The sequence below is a fragment of the Microbacterium zouquanmingi genome (genome assembly GCF_052266675.1).
Lineage (GTDB): Bacteria > Actinomycetota > Actinomycetes > Actinomycetales > Microbacteriaceae > Microbacterium.
Window position 1 is genome coordinate 127,161 of the sequence record NZ_JBQPRA010000005.1, and the last position, 16,494, is coordinate 143,654.

Annotated in this window: 15 protein-coding genes; 3 read left to right on the plus strand and 12 right to left on the minus strand. The window is 65.3% G+C overall.

Going from position 1 to position 16,494, the window contains the following annotated elements:
• Positions 1 to 64: 64 nt before the first annotated feature.
• From ACTU6V_RS13145 to ACTU6V_RS13185, 9 genes are all read right to left on the minus strand, one after another.
• Complete coding sequence (locus ACTU6V_RS13145) at positions 65 to 964, minus strand: MetQ/NlpA family ABC transporter substrate-binding protein (protein WP_443468974.1); 900 nt, start codon at positions 962 to 964, stop codon at positions 65 to 67.
• A 73-nt stretch (positions 965 to 1,037) separates the two neighbouring features.
• Entirely contained in the window at positions 1,038 to 2,840 is a 1,803-nt protein-coding gene (locus tag ACTU6V_RS13150) for an ABC-F family ATP-binding cassette domain-containing protein (protein WP_443475796.1), read from the minus strand.
• 118 nt (positions 2,841 to 2,958) lie between these two features.
• Positions 2,959 to 3,894, minus strand: a complete 936-nt coding sequence (locus ACTU6V_RS13155) for a 4-(cytidine 5'-diphospho)-2-C-methyl-D-erythritol kinase (RefSeq protein WP_443475797.1) — start codon at positions 3,892 to 3,894, stop codon at positions 2,959 to 2,961.
• 24 nt (positions 3,895 to 3,918) lie between these two features.
• The gene (locus tag ACTU6V_RS13160) at positions 3,919 to 4,986 is read right to left on the minus strand and encodes an aldo/keto reductase (RefSeq protein ID WP_443475798.1); all 1,068 of its coding nucleotides are present in this window, start codon (positions 4,984 to 4,986) and stop codon (positions 3,919 to 3,921) included.
• Positions 4,987 to 4,995: 9 nt separating this feature from the next.
• Complete coding sequence (gene rsmA, locus ACTU6V_RS13165) at positions 4,996 to 5,844, minus strand: 16S rRNA (adenine(1518)-N(6)/adenine(1519)-N(6))-dimethyltransferase RsmA (protein WP_443475799.1); 849 nt, start codon at positions 5,842 to 5,844, stop codon at positions 4,996 to 4,998.
• Between the two features lie 123 nt (positions 5,845 to 5,967).
• Positions 5,968 to 6,855, minus strand: coding sequence for a TatD family hydrolase (locus ACTU6V_RS13170; protein WP_443475800.1), 888 nt, complete (start codon positions 6,853 to 6,855; stop codon positions 5,968 to 5,970).
• The gene (gene metG / locus ACTU6V_RS13175) at positions 6,852 to 8,429 is read right to left on the minus strand and encodes a methionine--tRNA ligase (protein WP_443475801.1); all 1,578 of its coding nucleotides are present in this window, start codon (positions 8,427 to 8,429) and stop codon (positions 6,852 to 6,854) included. The genes ACTU6V_RS13170 and metG overlap by 4 nt, the downstream gene beginning before the upstream one ends.
• A gap of 32 nt (positions 8,430 to 8,461) precedes the next feature.
• Complete coding sequence (locus ACTU6V_RS13180) at positions 8,462 to 9,106, minus strand: response regulator (protein WP_443475802.1); 645 nt, start codon at positions 9,104 to 9,106, stop codon at positions 8,462 to 8,464.
• A complete protein-coding gene (locus ACTU6V_RS13185) occupies positions 9,099 to 10,301 on the minus strand; it encodes a sensor histidine kinase (protein ID WP_443475803.1) in 1,203 nt (400 codons plus the stop codon). Before ACTU6V_RS13185 ends, ACTU6V_RS13180 begins: the two co-directional genes overlap by 8 nt.
• A gap of 107 nt (positions 10,302 to 10,408) precedes the next feature.
• On the opposite strand from ACTU6V_RS13185, the gene ACTU6V_RS13190 reads away from it, so the two are divergent.
• Positions 10,409 to 10,978, plus strand: a complete 570-nt coding sequence (locus ACTU6V_RS13190; RefSeq protein WP_443468983.1) for a hypothetical protein — start codon at positions 10,409 to 10,411, stop codon at positions 10,976 to 10,978.
• A gap of 6 nt (positions 10,979 to 10,984) precedes the next feature.
• On the opposite strand, the gene rsmI is transcribed toward ACTU6V_RS13190, so the two are convergent.
• The gene (gene rsmI / locus ACTU6V_RS13195; protein WP_443475804.1) at positions 10,985 to 11,806 is read right to left on the minus strand and encodes a 16S rRNA (cytidine(1402)-2'-O)-methyltransferase; all 822 of its coding nucleotides are present in this window, start codon (positions 11,804 to 11,806) and stop codon (positions 10,985 to 10,987) included.
• A 35-nt stretch (positions 11,807 to 11,841) separates the two neighbouring features.
• On the opposite strand from rsmI, the gene ACTU6V_RS13200 reads away from it, so the two are divergent.
• Positions 11,842 to 13,392, plus strand: a complete 1,551-nt coding sequence (locus ACTU6V_RS13200) for a dolichyl-phosphate-mannose--protein mannosyltransferase (RefSeq protein ID WP_443475805.1) — start codon at positions 11,842 to 11,844, stop codon at positions 13,390 to 13,392.
• Positions 13,393 to 13,421: 29 nt separating this feature from the next.
• On the opposite strand, the gene ACTU6V_RS13205 is transcribed toward ACTU6V_RS13200, so the two are convergent.
• Positions 13,422 to 14,876, minus strand: coding sequence for an HNH endonuclease signature motif containing protein (locus ACTU6V_RS13205; protein WP_443475806.1), 1,455 nt, complete (start codon positions 14,874 to 14,876; stop codon positions 13,422 to 13,424).
• Between the two features lie 320 nt (positions 14,877 to 15,196).
• Here ACTU6V_RS13205 and ACTU6V_RS13210 point away from each other — a divergent pair, with 320 nt between their 5' ends.
• Complete coding sequence (locus ACTU6V_RS13210; RefSeq protein ID WP_443475807.1) at positions 15,197 to 15,451, plus strand: HAD-IA family hydrolase; 255 nt, start codon at positions 15,197 to 15,199, stop codon at positions 15,449 to 15,451.
• Positions 15,452 to 15,493: 42 nt separating this feature from the next.
• Here ACTU6V_RS13210 and ACTU6V_RS13215 read toward each other — a convergent pair whose 3' ends face one another.
• Positions 15,494 to 16,459 (minus strand): zinc-binding dehydrogenase, encoded by a 966-nt coding sequence (locus ACTU6V_RS13215; protein ID WP_443475808.1) that lies wholly within the window; start codon positions 16,457 to 16,459, stop codon positions 15,494 to 15,496.
• Positions 16,460 to 16,494: the final 35 nt, after the last annotated feature.

A 16,494-nucleotide genomic window follows, 5' to 3' on the forward strand; every position in this document is an offset into this window, starting at 1 on the left:
GCTTGGTTCAGACGACGAATCGGGCGGCGCGATCGCGCCGCCCGATTCTTTCACGTTGTGGTGATCAGCTGTTCGCTGCGACGTCCTTCTGGACGGTCTCCAGTGACCCCACGAGATCGGCAACCGGAGTCTGCAGAGCCACGGCAGTATCGCCGGAGGACTTCAGGAGCCCTGCCTGGACATCAGGGTCGGTCTGGAAGATCTCGACGAGCTTCAGGTAGGTCTCGTTGTCTGCATCGTCTGCGCGCGCGGCGAAGATGTTCACGTACGGGAGTGCATTCGGGTCGCTCGGGTCGTCCTGCGCGATCGCGTCTTCGAACTTCAGGCCCGCCTGGGTGACGAAGTCGTTGTTGATGATCGCGGCTGCGACGTCGGGGAGCGAGGTGGGAATGAGCGCTGCCTCGAGCGCGGTCACCTTCACCTTGGACGCGGACTCATCGACGTCTGCGAGGTCGGAGAAGATCGTGCCACCGCTCTTCAGTTCGATGAGCCCTGCGGACTGCAGCACGAGAAGGGCACGAGCCTGGTTGGAGGCATCATCCGGGACGGCGACCGACTCGCCCTCGGCGATGTCCTTCACGTCGTCGTACTTCTGCGAGTACAGGCCCAGCGGGTAGATCGCGGTGGAGCCGATGGGCGTCAGGTCTTCACCCGAAGCCTCGTTGTACTGCGCCAGGTACACGATGTGCTGGAACTGGTTGAGGTCGATCTCACCCTCCGTCAGTGCCGGGTTCGGCTGCTCGTAGGAGCCGAAGTCGACGAGCTCGACGGTGATGCCCTCTTCTGCGGCGGCCTCGACGAATGCAGGCCACTGCTCATCGGACTTGCCGACGACACCGATCTTCACGGTCTCATTCGAGCCGCCCCCTGCGTCACCGCCAGTGGCTGTCGCGCAGCCGGAGAGTGCGACGAAGAGCGGGACCGCTGCGAGCGCGGCGATGATGGACGTGGTGCGACGGGACATGTTTCCTCCTGGTGGGACTCGGCCACATTACGCACGCGCGAGTTCCTGTGAAGAATCGAAACGTCACAGAGCGTCACAGCTCCTCGCTGAGCTCCAACCAGCGCATCTCGTTCTCTTCGACCTCTGCCTCGAGTGCTGAGATCGTCTTCATCTTCTCGCCGAGCCCCTCGTAGTCGGACTGGTCGTGGTCGACGAGTGCGTGCTTCGCGCGGTCGATCTGCCCAGTGAGCTTCTGGATCTTCCGCTCGAGCGCGGCGACTTCTTTCTGGGCCGCGCGAAGAGCCGCGCCATCCAGCTTCGGGGTGCTGCCTGCGGCCTTTGCACCGCCCGCAGGCGCGTTCTTCTCGGCAGAGCGCAGGCGCAGATACTCCTCCACTCCCCCCGGCAGATGGCGCAGACGGCCATCCATGACGGCGTACTGCTGATCGGTGACGCGCTCGAGGAAGTACCTGTCATGCGAGACGACGAGGAGGGTCCCCGACCAGGAATCGAGGAGATCCTCGATCGCGGCGAGCATGTCGGTGTCCATGTCGTTGGTGGGCTCGTCGAGGATCAGCACGTTCGGCTGGTCGAGCAGCACGAGCAGAAGCTGCAGTCGACGCTGCTGGCCTCCGGAGAGGTCCTTCACGGGAGTGGACAGCTGCGCGGATGCGAAGCCGAGCCGTTCGAGCAGCTGGCTGGGCGTGAGCGATTGCGCCTTGGCCCCCGTACCGAAGGTGTACTCAGTGCGCAGGGCGGAGATGACGACGCGCACCGGGTCGTTCCAGTGCTGCTCGAGCTCATCGATCCGCTGGGTCAGCGTGCGCACCTGCACGGTCTTGCCGCGCTTGACCACACCGCTGGTCGGCTCGATGGTGCCGGCGACCAGACCGAGGAGCGTCGATTTGCCCGCTCCGTTCACGCCGAGAATGCCCGTGCGCTCCCCCGGCGCGATGCGCCACTCGACGTCCCTCAGAACCTCGGTCCCTGAGCCCGTCGAAGGGTCGCCGTACCGCACTCCGGCATCGAGCAGGTCGACGACATCCTTGCCCAACCGCGTCGTGGCCAGCGATTGCAGCGACACCTTGTCGCGGATCTCGGGCACATCGGCGATGAGCTCATTCGCCGCGTCGATGCGGAATTTCGGCTTGGCTGTGCGGGCTGGCGCACCCCGACGCAGCCACGCGAGCTCCTTGCGGGCGAGGTTCTGGCGTTTGGCCTCGGTGGCAGCGCTCATCCGATCGCGCTCGACGCGCTGCAGGATGTATGCCGCGTAACCGCCTTCGAAGGGCTCGACGATCCGGTCGTGCACCTCCCAGGTCTCGGTGCAGACCTCATCGAGGAACCACCGATCGTGCGTGACGACGAGGAACGCGCCGGAATTCGCAGCCCAGCGCTTCTTCAGGTGCGCCGCAAGCCACGTGATGGCCTCGACGTCGAGATGGTTCGTCGGTTCGTCGAGTGCGACGATGTCCCAGTCCTTCACCAGCAGCGCCGCGAGCGCGACGCGCCGACGCTGTCCACCGCTGAGCCCGTCGACCGGGGCATCCCAGGCGAGGTCGGCGAGCAGACCCTGGATGACATCGCGCACGCGGGCATCGCCCGCCCATTCGTACTCGGGCACATCGCCCACGACCGACTCCGCGATCGTCAGTGCGTCATCGAGCGTGTCGGCCTGGTCGAGCACGCCGACAGTCGTTCCCGCGCGCATCGTCACGCGTCCAGCATCCGGCTCCTTGCGGCCTGCGAGCATCGCGAGCAGTGAACTCTTGCCGTCGCCGTTTCGTCCGACGATGCCGATCCGATCGCCCTCCTCGATGCCGAGCGTGATGGAGTCGAAGACGACTTTGGTCGGGTATTCGAGGTGGAGGCCTTCGGCCCCGAGAAGATGTGCCATGTCCACTCAAGGGTAGTCGCGAAATCGGGCGAGCTGCCCTCCGGGTACACCCGGACAGCCGCCGGCAGACGCTCTCGACTCGGAACCGTGCGCTGAGCTATGAGATCAAAGTGGGAGTTCACCCGGTGATGATGCGGGCGCCCGGCACCGGTCCATGCACATGCAGGGCGGCGTACCCTGCATCCATGAGTTCGTCCTGCACGTAGTGCGCGCTCTCCGGGCTCTCGCAGAGGAATGCAACGGTCGGGCCCGAGCCCGAGACGATGCCGCTGAGCGCTCCCGCGTTGAGCCCTGCCTTGATGACACCGTCGAGAGACGGGCGCTCCAGGAGCGCTGGCACCTCGAGATCGTTGAACATGGATGCTGCGAGCGAGCGCGGCTCCCCCGCACGCAGCGCCTGCAGCACCGGGATCGGCACATCCAGAGACATCGGCGGATCGTCAGCGAGCGCTCCTGCCTGTGAACGGTGCGTATCCAGGCGCGCATAGATCACAGGTGTCGACAGACCTTCTTCGCTCGTGACGAGTACCCAGTCGAACCGGCCATGCGCGAGGGCGGGGTTGAGCTGATCACCTCGTCCTGTGCCGACGGCGGTTCCGCCGTGCAGGGCGAACGGCACGTCCGCCCCCAGCCTGGCTGCCAGCTCGTGCATCCGTGGAGGGTGAAGACCTGTGCCCCAGAGCGCATCGCAGGCGACGAGAGCGGCCGCGGCATCCGCTGATCCTCCCCCCATGCCGCCTGCGACAGGCACGCTCTTGCGGATCTCCAGGTGCACACCGCCGTCGTACCCCGTTGCTGCAGCCAGCATCTTGGCCGCACGCATCGCGAGATTGCGATCGTCAAGGGGCACGGCATCTGTGTCTTCGACACCCGACACGCTCAGCGTGAACTCGTCGCTTGGCCTTGCGATCACGTCTTCGTAGAGCGACACCGCCTGAAACACGGTCGCCAGAGCGTGATAACCGTCGTCGTGGCGTCCGCCGACCCCGAGATAGACGTTGATCTTGCCCGGGGCACGCACGTGCACCGATTCCGGGAACGCGGCGAGACTCATGGTGGGCTCAGATCAGTCGACGGGTCACAGAGCAGACGAGGATGCCCAGAGGTCGACGTCGATGCCGTCGGAGAGGGCGTCGATGCGGGCCAGCTCATCGTCGGAGAACACCGGACCGCCCACTGCGGCGATGTTCTCGTCGAGCTGCTCGGGACGGGATGCTCCGATCAGGGCCGAGACGACCACAGGATCGCGAAGCGTCCACTGCAGTGCCATCTGTGCAAGCGACTGTCCGCGCCCCTTGGCGACGTCGTTGAGACCGCGGAGAATTGCGAGCCCCTCGGCAGAGAGCGGCTTGTCAGAGATCGAACCGCGCTTCTGCGCACGCTCAGCCGTGCCGTCGCCGAGATACTTGTCGGTGAGCAGGCCCTGCGCGAGCGGCGTGAACGCGATCGCGCCGAGGCCCTCGGTGCGCAGAGTGTCGTTGAGCTCCGCCTCAGTCCATCGGTTGAGGATCGAGTACGAGGGCTGGTGGATCACGAGCGGAGTCCCGAGCGCCCGTGCCGCCTCCACCGCGCGTGCGGTGCGCTCAGCGCTGTACGAGGAGATGCCGACGTAGAGGGCCTTGCCCTGACGAACCAATGCGTCGAGGGCTCCGATGGTCTCTTCGACCGGGGTGACCGGGTCGACACGGTGCGAGTAGAAGATGTCGACGTAGTCGAGGTTCGTCGACGTCAGCGACTGCTCCGCGCTGGCGATGAGGTACTTGCGGCTGCCGAAGTTGCCGTACGGGCCCGGCCACATGTCCCAACCTGCCTTCGACGAGATGATGAGCTCATCGCGGTAGGGACGGAAGTCCTCGGTGAAGATGCGTCCGAAGTTCTTCTCTGCGGAGCCGTAGGGAGGGCCGTAGTTGTTGGCCAGATCGAAGTGCGTGATTCCCCGGTCGAAAGCGTGGCGCAGCAGCGCGCGCTGGTTGTCGAGCGGGATGTTGTCGCCGAAGTTCCACCACAGCCCCAGCGAGATCGGCGGGAGGTAGAGCCCCGAGGTACCGACCTGGCGGTACTCGAACTGTTCATAGCGATCAGCCTTCGCCACATACGGGCGGTGGATCTCGGGAACGTCGGTGCGGAAGCGCGGCGATTCAGTCACGTCTCCAGATTAGCCGCCCAATACCTCGGCGATCCGCACGAAATCGTCTACCGTCAGCTGCTCGCCTCGAGCGGTCGGTGCCACACCTGCGCGCTCAAGAAGATCGGATGCCTCGGCGGCGGTGCCGCCGAGCACAGAGGCGAGCGCCTGACGGAGCATCTTGCGACGCTGCTGGAACGCGGCATCGACGATCTTGAACGTGCGAAGGCGCAGCTCTTCGCTGCCTCTAGGGGTTGCGTCGCGCTCGAAGGCGACGAGAACGCTGTCGATGTTCGGGACCGGCCAGAACACCTGGCGCGAAACGTTGCCGGCCAGACGCCACGCCCCGTACCACGCGGCCTTGACACTCGGAGCGCCGTAGATCTTGCTCCCGGGAGGAGCGGCGAGGCGCTCGCCCACCTCGGCCTGCACCATCACGACGCCGCGCTGGAGGTTCGAGAACGTCTCCATGAAGTGCAGGAGCACAGGCACCGAGACGTTGTACGGCAGGTTCGCGACGAGCACCGTCGGGGCTCCTGGCAGCTCGGTGATCCGAAGTGCATCGGCATCCACAACGGTGAGCGCCCCATCTGGCACACCGTGGTCCGCGGCGGTCTGCGGCAGGCGCGCGGCGAGACGGTGGTCGATCTCGACGGCTGTGACGGATGCTCCGGTCTCGAGGATCGCGAGGGTGAGGGAGCCCAGCCCAGGACCGACCTCGACGACGCGCTCCCCTGCCTGCACACGGCCGACGTGCACGATCTTGCGCACGGTGTTGGCGTCGACGACGAAGTTCTGTCCGAGCTTCTTGGTGGGTGTGACATCGAGCTCGGCGGCAAGACGGCGGATCTCGGTGGCGCCGAGCAGCGTGACGGTCATCCTGCCATTGTCCCTGATCTGCGGCATCCCACCCACACAGACGTCAGTAGGAAACACAGGCGTCTGCGGAAAACCCTGGTTTCGGACCGACCTCTGTGAAATCGACTGACAGGTGTAGGACGGTCAGGCCGAGAAGGAGCCGTAGATGCGGAGGGTGTTCGCTGCGATCTGCACGGCGAGCTCATCAATGCCCACATCGAGCTCCCCAGCCATGAACCGCAGCGTATGCGGAATCAGGTACGGCGCGTTCGGCCGACCGCGCAGCGGCACGGGGGTGAGGAACGGGGCATCCGTTTCTACGAGGATGCGATCGCGCGGGGTGACCTTCAGCGCATCGCGCAGGTTCTGCGCGTTCTTGAACGTGACGTTGCCGGCGAAGGAGAGGTAGTAACCGGCATCCGCACAGATCCTGGCCATGGCGTCGTCACCGGAGAAGCAGTGGAACACGGTCTTCTCGGGCGCCCCGACGCGTGCGAGGGTCTCGAGCACAGCGTCGTGAGCATCCCGATCGTGAATCTGCATCGCGATGCCGTGCTTCTTGGCCAGGGCGATGTGCGCTTCGAACGCCTCGAACTGCGCCGCGTGACCTTCGGGCCCTGTGCGGAAGAAGTCCAGTCCTGTTTCGCCGATCGCCCGCGTGCGCGGGTGGGCGGCGAGCTCATCGATCACACTGATCGCGTGGTCGAGCTGGCCGGCCTCCGCATAGACGGGTGCGTCATTCGGGTGAATCGCGACGGCGGCGAGCACGCGAGAATCGGCGGAGGCGGCATCCACCGCCCAGCGCGACGACTCGATATCGCCGGATGCCTGCACGACGCCCGCGACTCCGACGGCCGCTGCGCGATCGAGCTGCTCCGTGAGGCTCAACGGCTCGTCGCCGTCGAGGATCTCAAGGTGCGCGTGGTTGTCGTACACGGGCACGGTCAGGGGGTCGGGAGCTGCGGGATAGCGGAGGTCCTTGCGGCCCTCCGCCTTCCGCTCCCGGACGTACTGGCTGGGGTTATCGGTCAAGCCTGGCTCTCCACACGGGGGAACAGCGGTGCAAGCGCCTGGACTTCGGTGCCCGCAGCGAGCCCGCCCCAGTCGCCGGCTTCACGGATCGGCTGCTCCTGCAGCGCGCCCAGAGCCTCGGCTGCGCCGAGCGCCGACCACAGCTTCTCGGTCGACTGCGGCATGACCGGCGACAGCAGCACGGCAAGTGCACGCAGACCCTCGGCGCAGGTGTACAGCACTGTGCCGAGGCGAGCACGCTTGTCCTCGTCGCGTGCAAGCGCCCACGGTTCGTTCTCGGTGATGTAGCCGTTCAGCGCGTCCACGATCGTCCAGATCGAAGAGATCGCCTCGTCGATACGGAACTGCTCGACAGCCGCGTCGGCAGCAGTCGCAGCATCCGCCACGATCTTCTGGATCGCAAGGTCCTGCTCGGTGTATTCGGCAGCCTCAGGAACGACTCCGTCGAAGTACTTCTCGATCATCGCGATCGTGCGAGATGCGAGGTTGCCGAAGCCGTTGGCGAGCTCGGCCTGGTAGCGGGCTGCGAGGTCTTCCCAGCTGAAGGAGCCATCCTGGCCGAAAGCGATCGCCGAGAGGAAGTAGAAGCGGTAGGCGTCAGAGCCGAACACGTCGGTGATCTCGGTCGGGGCGATACCGGTGAGCTTCGACTTGGACATCTTCTCGCCGCCGACGAGCAGCCAGCCGTGCGCGAAGACCCCCTTGGGGACCTCGAGGCCGGCAGCCATCAGCAGTGCCGGCCAGATGACGGCGTGGAATCGCAGGATGTCTTTACCCACCACGTGGTACGCGGGCCAGCGACGCTCAAAGGTCTCCTCGTCCGAGCCGAACCCGACGGCGGTGGCGTAGTTCAGCAGTGCGTCGACCCACACGTAGATGACGTGCGACTCGTCCCACGGCAGCGGGATGCCCCAGTCGAAGGTCGAGCGCGAGATCGAGAGGTCCTTCAAGCCCTGGCTGACGAACGAGACGACCTCGTTGCGCGCGGAGTGCGGGCGCACGAAGTCGGGCTCGGTCTTGTAGAGCTCGAGTAGGCGGTCCTGGAACTCGCTGAGCTTGAAGAAGTAGTTCTTCTCCTGCAGCAACTCGAGGGGCTTGGAGTGGATCGCGCAGACCTTCAGGCCCTCGAAGGGACCGGTGCCGTCGACGATCTCCGACTCGGGCTTGAACTCCTCACAGCCAACGCAGTACAGCGCCTCGTACTCGCCGGCGTAGATGTAGCCCGAGTCGTATAGCCGCTGGAAGAACACCTGCACGTTCTTCTCGTGGCGCTCCTGCGTGGTGCGGATGAAGTCGTCGTTGGCGACGTCGAGCGTCTCGAGCAGCGGGAACCAGCTCTCGGTGACGAGCTTGTCGACCCACTCCTGCGGGGTGACGTTGTTCGCGGCCGCGGCGCGCAGCATCTTCTGCCCGTGCTCGTCGGTACCGGTCAGCATCCAGGTGTCATCGCCGCCCTGGCGGTGCCAACGCGCGAGCGTGTCGACCGCCACCGATGTGTACCCGTGTCCGATGTGCGGAACATCAGAGGGGTAGTAGATGGGCGTGGTGATGTAAAAAGATTCGCCTGCGGGCATGCTCTCGATTCTAGGCCGGATCGACTGGGTGGCTACGTCGTATGGCGGCCGAGCTGCCCCAGCAGCACACGGGTGGATGCCCCGGTCTTGTCGTAGAGCGCGCCGACATGCGTCTTGACCGTGGTGATACCGATGTGCAGGCGGTCGGCGATCTGCTGATTCGTCAGACCATCGGAGACCAGAGCGAGCACCTCGGTCTCGCGCGGGGTGAGATCGGGAAGCGGTGCTGCGGGCGTCGGCTGCTGGTCGCTCTGCCGAGTCAGCTGCGCGATGAGTCCGCCCGCGATCGCAGGATCGATGACATGACGGTCCGCGGCGACATGGTGCACGGACTGGATCAGCTCCGCGCCGCGGGTCGTCTTCAGCAAATAGCCGTGCGCGCCGGCTGCCAGCGCAGCCGCGATGAGGTCGTCGGAATCAAAGGTGGTGAGCATCAGCACTCGTGTTCGGGTCGCTGCGGTGATCCGCTCCGTCGCCCAGATACCGTCGGTCCCTGGCATCCGCAGGTCCACGAGTGCGACGTCGGGTTGCTCGCGCAGGCACAGGTCGACGGCGTCGAAGCCGTTCTCTGCCTCGCCGACGATCTCGATACCCGGGTCCACCTGCAAGATGGCCGCGACACCCCTGCGGACCGCTTCATGGTCGTCGACGATGACAACGCGGATGCCGTCAGCCATATTGCTCCTCCTTCAGGGCGAGGCCCGCTCTCCAGCGTCCGTCCCCCGTCGGCGCGGATTCGACACTCGCACCGATGCCGCCCAGCAGCAGGGTCGCGCCCGAGATGCCGATGCCGGAGCGGCCGATGGCGGTGCGAGACGCCCCCGGCGAGGCGATGCGGTTCTCGATCTGCACAGTGACCGGTCCGGACTCTCCCACTCGTGTGCGCAGCACGATGTCGCCCTCGCCGTGTTTGACCGCGTTCACCACGAGTTCGTGGATGGCGCGCATCGCAACTCCGGCTGATCGCGGCGATGCGGTCAGCGCGACGTCGAGGTCGGCGCCTTCGCGCACGAGGGTGCGGCCGATGGGCACAAGGTCGTCGATGTGCTGGATGCGCAGCGGCGCGGTCTCGTCAGCGAGGTCATCGACCGTGGTGAGTACGGCGATGAGGCGGCGCAGCTGGCGGTGCGCCTCGTCGGCGCCGTGGGCTGCCTGTGTGAGGCTCTCATCTGCCTCAGCAGATATCTCAGTCATCTGTCCCAACCGCAGCCGCGCAGCTTCGATGTTGAGCCCTGCGACGGCGATCTGGTTGGCGACGAGGTCGTGCAGATCGTGGGCGATCTTCTGCCGCAGCTGCTGCGTGGCCTGCCGATGCTCCGCGCTCATCACCGCGCGGGTGCGTTGTCGTTCGCTGCGCACGTTCCAGCCCCACAGCGCACCGATCAGCACAATGAGCGCCCATTGAAGGACGACCGTGACGATGCGCACCGAGACCCCGGGCCAGAGCAGGAGGGTAAGCGCCGTCGCCGCGATCGTCACAACGATGGTCACCAGCAGGGTTCGCACGCCACGATCGCCGCCGTAACGAAAGGCGCAGTAGACGAAATCGGCGAACAGCAGCACGACCCCGAGGCTGCCGCCGAGGAAGAAGTCGACCGCAGTGAGTGGTGTGCCAAGCGCCAGGACGAGGAACGGGCGGGATGAGCGCAGGGTCGCCAGTGCCGACATGAGGATTAACAGCAGCAGAAAGCCGCTCCCTGTGCTCCACGGCCCCATCGTCGGGAGAGAGAGAAGCGCCGCCCAGATACCGTAACCGCCGAACTGCAGCAGCAGGAGGCCCAGCACCAGGTACGCGACGGCGACAATCGTGTCGCGGGTACGAGGCCGGGCATTCAGCCGATGAGTGCCCGAGGCAAGGCGCGACCAAAGCATGTGTTCATCCTGCCCGATCTCCAGGCATCCGACCTCCTTCGAACGGAGGAGACGATCCCGGCCGGTCGCAGGATCCGTGCCCGCGATATCTCGATCAGCGTGGAAGCATGAACATCTTCGCCGCCATCCTCGCCTGTGAGATCGGCTTCTGGGTCGTGCTCTTCGGCGGCCTCGCCGTACGCTATCTGTTACGGATGAAACGGCTCTCCACGCTGCTGCTGCTGTGCGTGCCACTGCTCGACATCGCCCTGCTGAGCCTCATCGCGTGGGACCTCACTGTCGCAGGCGCTACCGCCGACTTCACCCACGGTCTCGGCGCCGTCTACCTCGGCTTCACCGTCGCGTTCGGGCATCGCGTCATTCACAGCGTCGACGTCTGGTTCGCGCACCGTTTCGCAAATGGTCCCGCACCGACGAAACTGCCAGCGCGCGGCCGCGCCCGAGTCCTGCACGAGTGGAAGGACTGGGGCCGAATGGTGCTGTGCGCGGTGATCGCCACCGTTGTACTCGGCGGCATCACGTGGATTGTCGCAGACCCCACGCGCACCGCCGAACTGACCAGTTGGATCTGGCGGGTGTGGCTCGTGACGGGTGTGTGGTTGATCGGCTGGCCGGTCTGGGTCAGCGTCGCTTCCCTCGTGCAGCCTGCGCGTCAGGAGGACGAGACTTTTGCATAGGAGCGGTCACTGTGAGCGCGCGGCGAGCGCCTGCTGGTAGAGGTCGCGCGAAGACAGGCCCGTCGCCGCGGCGACTTCTGCGCAGGCGTCTTTCAATCGGATGCCGGAGGCCACGAGCTGCTGCACCTGGGTGACAGCATCCTCCGCCGAAGTCTCGACCCGTGCCCCGCCCTCGACGACGACCACGATCTCGCCCTTGACTCCGGCTTCGGCCCACTTGGCCAGCTCGGGGGCTGTGCCGCGCCGAACCTCTTCGTAGAACTTGGTGAGCTCACGGCAGACGGCGATGCGGCGGGCATCTCCGAAGGCCGCGCCCATGTCAGCGAGCGACGAGGCCAGACGCGACGGCGACTCGAAGAAGATCATGGTGCGAAGTTCGGTCGCGAGCTTTCCGAGGGTTGTGCGCCGCTCCCCCGGTTTGCGCGGCAGGAACCCTTCGAAAGTGAAGCGGTCGGTCGGCATCCCCGAGATGGCGAGCGCCATGATGACCGCACTCGGTCCGGGGATGGCGGTCACGGTGACGCCCTGTGCGACGGCTTCGGCCACCAGAGCGTACCCGGGATCGCTGACCGCCGGCATTCCGGCATCGCTGACGACGACGATGTCCTGCTCCGCTGCGAGCGCGGCCAGTTCGGCGGCCTTGTGCTTCTCGTTGTGATCGTGCAGAGCGATCAGACGCGGACGGTTCTCGATCGCGAGCGCCCGCAGCAGCCGCTGGGTGGTGCGGGTGTCCTCTGCCGCCACGATCTCCGCGTTCTCGAGCACCTCGATCAGACGCTTGGATGCGTCGCCGAGATTGCCGATCGGGGTCGCCGCGAGGATGATCACCCGTTCAGCTTAGGCGCGCGCCGTAGGCTTATGCCGTGTCCGCACCTGCACCCCTGCTCCCTGCTCCTGCGGAGCGCCTGACTGCGTGGGGCACATTGCGCGACCGCCTTCTGCTCGATCCGGAGTGGCGACGCGTCATCTCCTGGCTCGCACCGTTCGTGATCACCGCGCTCGCGGCGGTGCTGCGCCTGGCGAACCTCGCCCACCCGCACACGCTCGCCTTCGACGAGACGTACTACGTCAAAGACGCCTGGTCGCTGTGGCTGCTCGGTTACGAGGGCACCTGGGGCGATGGCGCGAACCAGGCGTTCTTGACAGGTGACACGAGCACCCTGAGCACGTCGGGCAGCTTCGTCGTGCATCCGCCGCTGGGCAAGTGGATCATTGCGCTCGGGATGGGACTCTTCGGCGCGGGGAACAGCGCGGCGTGGCGATTGATGATCGCTCTCATCGGCACGGCGACCGTGCTGCTGGTGTACTTCGTCGCGAAAGAGCTGACCCGCTCGATCGTCGCGGCGAGTGTGGCGGGGCTGCTGATCGCGATCGATGGATTGAGCATCGTCATGAGCCGGATCGGGCTGCTCGACGGCATCCTGACGTTCTTCGTCCTGCTCGGGTTCTTTTTCATCCTGATCGACCGGAGGCGTTCCATTCCACTCGTGGAATACACCGCCACCGACGACCGCGAGCTGCTGTGGGGACCGATCATCTGGCGTCGCCCGTGGGTGGTGGCGGCCGGCGTCGCGCTGGGCGCGGCGACAGCCGTGAAATGGTCGGGCCTGTATGCGCTGGCAGGTTTCGGCATCTATCTCGTCGTCACTGATGCGCTCGCTCGACGTCGTGCGGGCGTTGCGTATTGGCCGATGGATGCTGTCGCCCGCCAGGGTGTCGTCTCGTTCCTGCTGCTGGTGCCGGTGGCCGTCGTGACCTATCTGGTCACCTGGACGGGCTGGCTCGTCACTGCCGGCGGCTATGACCGCCAGTCGGATGCAAACCCGTTCGTGGCTCTGTGGAAGTACCACGAGGCGATCTACGCCTTCCACGTGGGTCTCGATTCGGGGCACCCTTATGCGAGTCCTGCGTGGGAATGGCCGCTGCTCATCCGGCCCACTGCGGTATGGGTGGGCGGTGACGACACCTGCGGCACCGATCACTGCATGTCGGTGATCTCGACTGTGCCGAATCCGCTGATCTGGTACGCCGGGGTCGCGAGCGCGATATACCTGCTGTATCGGTTCGTGCGCGGTCTCATCGAGCGCCGCCCGATGCCGTGGACTTACGGATTACCGCTCGTCGGACTCGGTGTCACCTACGTGCCGTGGCTGCTGTACCCCGAGCGCACGATCTTCCAGTTCTACACGGTCGTGATGGTGCCGTTCCTCGTTCTCGCGCTCGTTCTCGCGCTGCGCGATATCGCGGGTCGACGTCAGGATCCGCTGTACCGACGACAGGCCGGCGAGCGCACCGTGATCGTGTTCCTCGTCGTCGTGGTGCTCGTCTCGGCGTTCTACTACCCGGTGTGGACCGGCATGAGCGTGCCGTACGAGTTCTGGCTCATCCACAACTGGATCCCCACCTGGATCTGAGCAGGCTGGTCAGCGTCATTGGTCACTGGTCAGACGGGTTGCCGCGCTTTCGGCCGAGTTTTTCTGGCCGGCCACCAGCGCCTTTCGCAATCCCACCATTCCGGACCCCGAATCTCAGGCAGCCCGTCCCGCATTCGAACCTGCCAATGCGAAAGATGCAGTGTGCGATGGTGGAACCAGCACAGCAGTACCCCGTTATCGGTGTGGGTCGGGCCGCCGGCCGCGTGTTCCTGAACGTGGTGCACTTCGCACCAGGTCGCCGGGATCATGCATCCGGGAACCACGCATCCGCCATCGCGAATCACGATCGCCCGACGCTGCAGGGCGTTAAAGATCCGGGCGGAGGTTCCCAGCGACACGATGCGGCCATTCTCATCGAAGAGAACCCGCTGAATACCGCCAGCGCACGCGGTCTGGGCGGCGACGCTCATCGGCACGAGGTCTCCGGTGTTGACGACCGTTCCCCAACCGGTTCCGGTGGCGTAGTCTTCGGCGTTCGCTGTGACGATGAGTGTTGGCGCGGCTCCACCGAGATCGGAGACGTCTCCGGCCCGAGCAGCAACATTCACCATGCTCGCGAAGGCATCGTGCTGCTTCTGCGTGCGACTGCGCGTGTCGACGTAGGTCGTGTCAGGGCATGAGTCGTCATCACCGAGCGCTTCGTCTTCAGAGGGAACAAAGTGCACGCCCAGATCTTGCGGGCCGTCAACCTGAGGATTCAACGAGCTGTCCATCAGCAGTTTCAGTTGAGCGGCGACCTCGGGCAGCAGGTTGCCGGCCACGCGAGCGGTGCCGTTGCGAACCCGCCCGATGGTGAAGCTGCGCTCGCGCTGTGCCACTTCGTCGGAGGGTTCGGCACCATCGGGGTCAAGGTAGGCAACGAGCACCGTCGCGAGCGCTCTGAGTTCTTCGGGGGTCGGCAAGGGGCCCTGCACAGCATCCGAACCGGAATCAAGATCGCTGTAGATCCCCCGAGCGAATGCCCCCAGCTGGCGGTCGGCCTCGATTCGCGCGCTGGCGGTGATCCGCGTGCCAGCGGCCTCGAGCGGTTCGATGGCAGCGAGGAAGCCCTCCAGACCCAGGTCGCCCGAAATCATCGCGTCCCGCAGCATCGGGTAACGCGGCGGAAGAAAAGCCCCATCGGTGATGCCGCGTACTCGCTGCACGAAGCCGGCTGCCTTCATCCGCTTGTTAGCGGAACGTGAATCGCTGAGCGTCAGCATCCGCATCATCTCGGTCGGACGCGCGCAGCCGTACGCCGTGGTGAGTCGCTCATCGCGAATGCCCTGGGAGCGTTCGCTCACCTGCACTGCTGCCTCTACCTGTAGTCCCTCGAGCCGTCGCTGCAGCTTTCCGGTCGCCACCAGAAGCGCCGCGATGTCTTCGCCCGCAAGATCGGGAATCGTCTCGGTTGCGAACATTTCGCGCATCGCACTGGCGAGAGTCTCGTCGAGACTCTCGATCTGGGCGACAACGCTGTTCATACCTTCCATTTAATCGACCACCACCGACATTCGAACAAAGATTCGCCATATACCCTCAACCACGCGTCGAACCGAGTTTTTGCGGGCAGAATGGCGATCATGATCCGCGCCGTCCTCTTCGACCTCGACGGGGTTGTTCGACACTTCGATTCAGCCGCTGTCGCCGACATCGAACAGCGCCACGGGGTCGACCCCGGCGCGCTCACCCGCGCAGCGTTCTCGACCGCGGCCCTCGATCAGGTCACGACGGCAGAATCAGTCGCCAGGAATGGATCGGGCAGATTGCCGTCGACGTCGCCAATGAGGCCGCCCCCGAAGAGATGGTGGCGGCCGGGCTCACCGCGCACTTCGACCCGATCTTCAATTCCGCCACCATCGGCCACGCGAAACCTGACCAACGCGCATTCCAACACGTTCTCGACGTACTCGGGCTCACCGCCGGCCAGGTCTTGTTCACCGACGACTCGCCCACCAAACTCACCGGGGCAGAGGCCCTCGGCATCCGCACCCACCATTTCGTCGGAATCGCAGAGCTGCGAGGCGCGCTCCGCGCCCACGGCATTGCCGCGGGCTGAAGCGCTCAGCGCTCGAGCAGCAGCTCGCCAGCATCCGGAAGATCAGTCACCGAACCGGGCGACCAGGCGACCCGTCACCTCGCCATTCTTCAGGTTCTGAAGCCCCGTTCCGATCTCCTCGAACGAGATCTCCTCATAGACCGGCGTGATCTCTCCAGAGAGCATGAGGTCGAAGACCTCCTCGATGTCCTGCACCGTTCCGCCCAGAGAGCCAATGAGCTTCTTGCCGAGGAGCGTCGAGGTGACGACCGTGAAGGTCTGCTTGCCGAGTCCGACCTGCACGACGGTGCCACCACGCTTGACCGCGTTGATCGCCTTCTGAGTCGTCTCGAAACCGGCGTAGTCAACAATGAGGTCGAAACCGGATGCTGAATTGAGCGGGTCTCCGCCGGGCGCGACTGCCCATTCATCCGCATCCTCGACGCAACTGACGACACCGGCCGCGAGCGCAACCGGCCACACGTCCTTCTTACTCTCAGCGACGTGGACCTCGGCGCCGGCGAGTACCGCGGCGCGAGCACCGATCTGTCCGAGGCCTCCAAAGCCGATGACCCCGACCTTCATTCCTGCCTTCGCGCCGCCCTCCTTGATCATCGCGTGGTACGACGTCATTCCCGCATCCGTGGCGAGTGCGGCCAGCGAAACATCCAGGCCCGCGGGTACCCGTGCAAGATCGCGATAGTCCGCCGCGAGTTTGTCGGCGAAGCCACCGGGCGTGAACATTCCCAGAGGCGGCTGCACGCCGGAGGAGTTGACGCCGACGACATCACCGATCCGGAACCCGACGACCTCGGAACCGATCGCGGAGATCACACCGGCGTTCTCGTGGCCCTGCGTCATAGGAAGAAAGGGCATCATCCCATCACCCAGTTCCATGTAAAGCAGGTCAGAGTGGCAGAGCCCAGATGCTTTCACATCGATGATCACCTGCGTCGGTGACGGGTCCGGTGCTGCAACTTCATTCATCTGGATCGGCGCGCCGTCTCCCAGATACTGCCAAGCCTTCATGAATTGCTCCTTCTCGCCGTGCTCCGTACGTTGAT

Excerpts from the sequence above, each read along its gene's own strand:
- ACTU6V_RS13145 (WP_443468974.1), bottom strand. The coding sequence starts at position 964 with ATGTCCCGTCGCACCACGTCCATCATCGCCGCGCTCGCAGCGGTCCCG.
- ACTU6V_RS13150 (WP_443475796.1), bottom strand. The coding sequence starts at position 2,840 with ATGGCACATCTTCTCGGGGCCGAAGGCCTCCACCTCGAATACCCGACC.
- ACTU6V_RS13155 (WP_443475797.1), bottom strand. The coding sequence starts at position 3,894 with ATGAGTCTCGCCGCGTTCCCGGAATCGGTGCACGTGCGTGCCCCGGGC.
- rsmA (WP_443475799.1), bottom strand. The coding sequence starts at position 5,844 with ATGACCGTCACGCTGCTCGGCGCCACCGAGATCCGCCGTCTTGCCGCC.
- metG (WP_443475801.1), bottom strand. The coding sequence starts at position 8,429 with ATGCCCGCAGGCGAATCTTTTTACATCACCACGCCCATCTACTACCCC.
- ACTU6V_RS13180 (WP_443475802.1), bottom strand. The coding sequence starts at position 9,106 with ATGGCTGACGGCATCCGCGTTGTCATCGTCGACGACCATGAAGCGGTC.
- ACTU6V_RS13185 (WP_443475803.1), bottom strand. The coding sequence starts at position 10,301 with ATGCTTTGGTCGCGCCTTGCCTCGGGCACTCATCGGCTGAATGCCCGG.
- ACTU6V_RS13190 (WP_443468983.1), top strand. The coding sequence starts at position 10,409 with ATGAACATCTTCGCCGCCATCCTCGCCTGTGAGATCGGCTTCTGGGTC.
- ACTU6V_RS13205 (WP_443475806.1), bottom strand. The coding sequence starts at position 14,876 with ATGAACAGCGTTGTCGCCCAGATCGAGAGTCTCGACGAGACTCTCGCC.
- ACTU6V_RS13210 (WP_443475807.1), top strand. The coding sequence starts at position 15,197 with ATGGTGGCGGCCGGGCTCACCGCGCACTTCGACCCGATCTTCAATTCC.
- ACTU6V_RS13215 (WP_443475808.1), bottom strand. The coding sequence starts at position 16,459 with ATGAAGGCTTGGCAGTATCTGGGAGACGGCGCGCCGATCCAGATGAAT.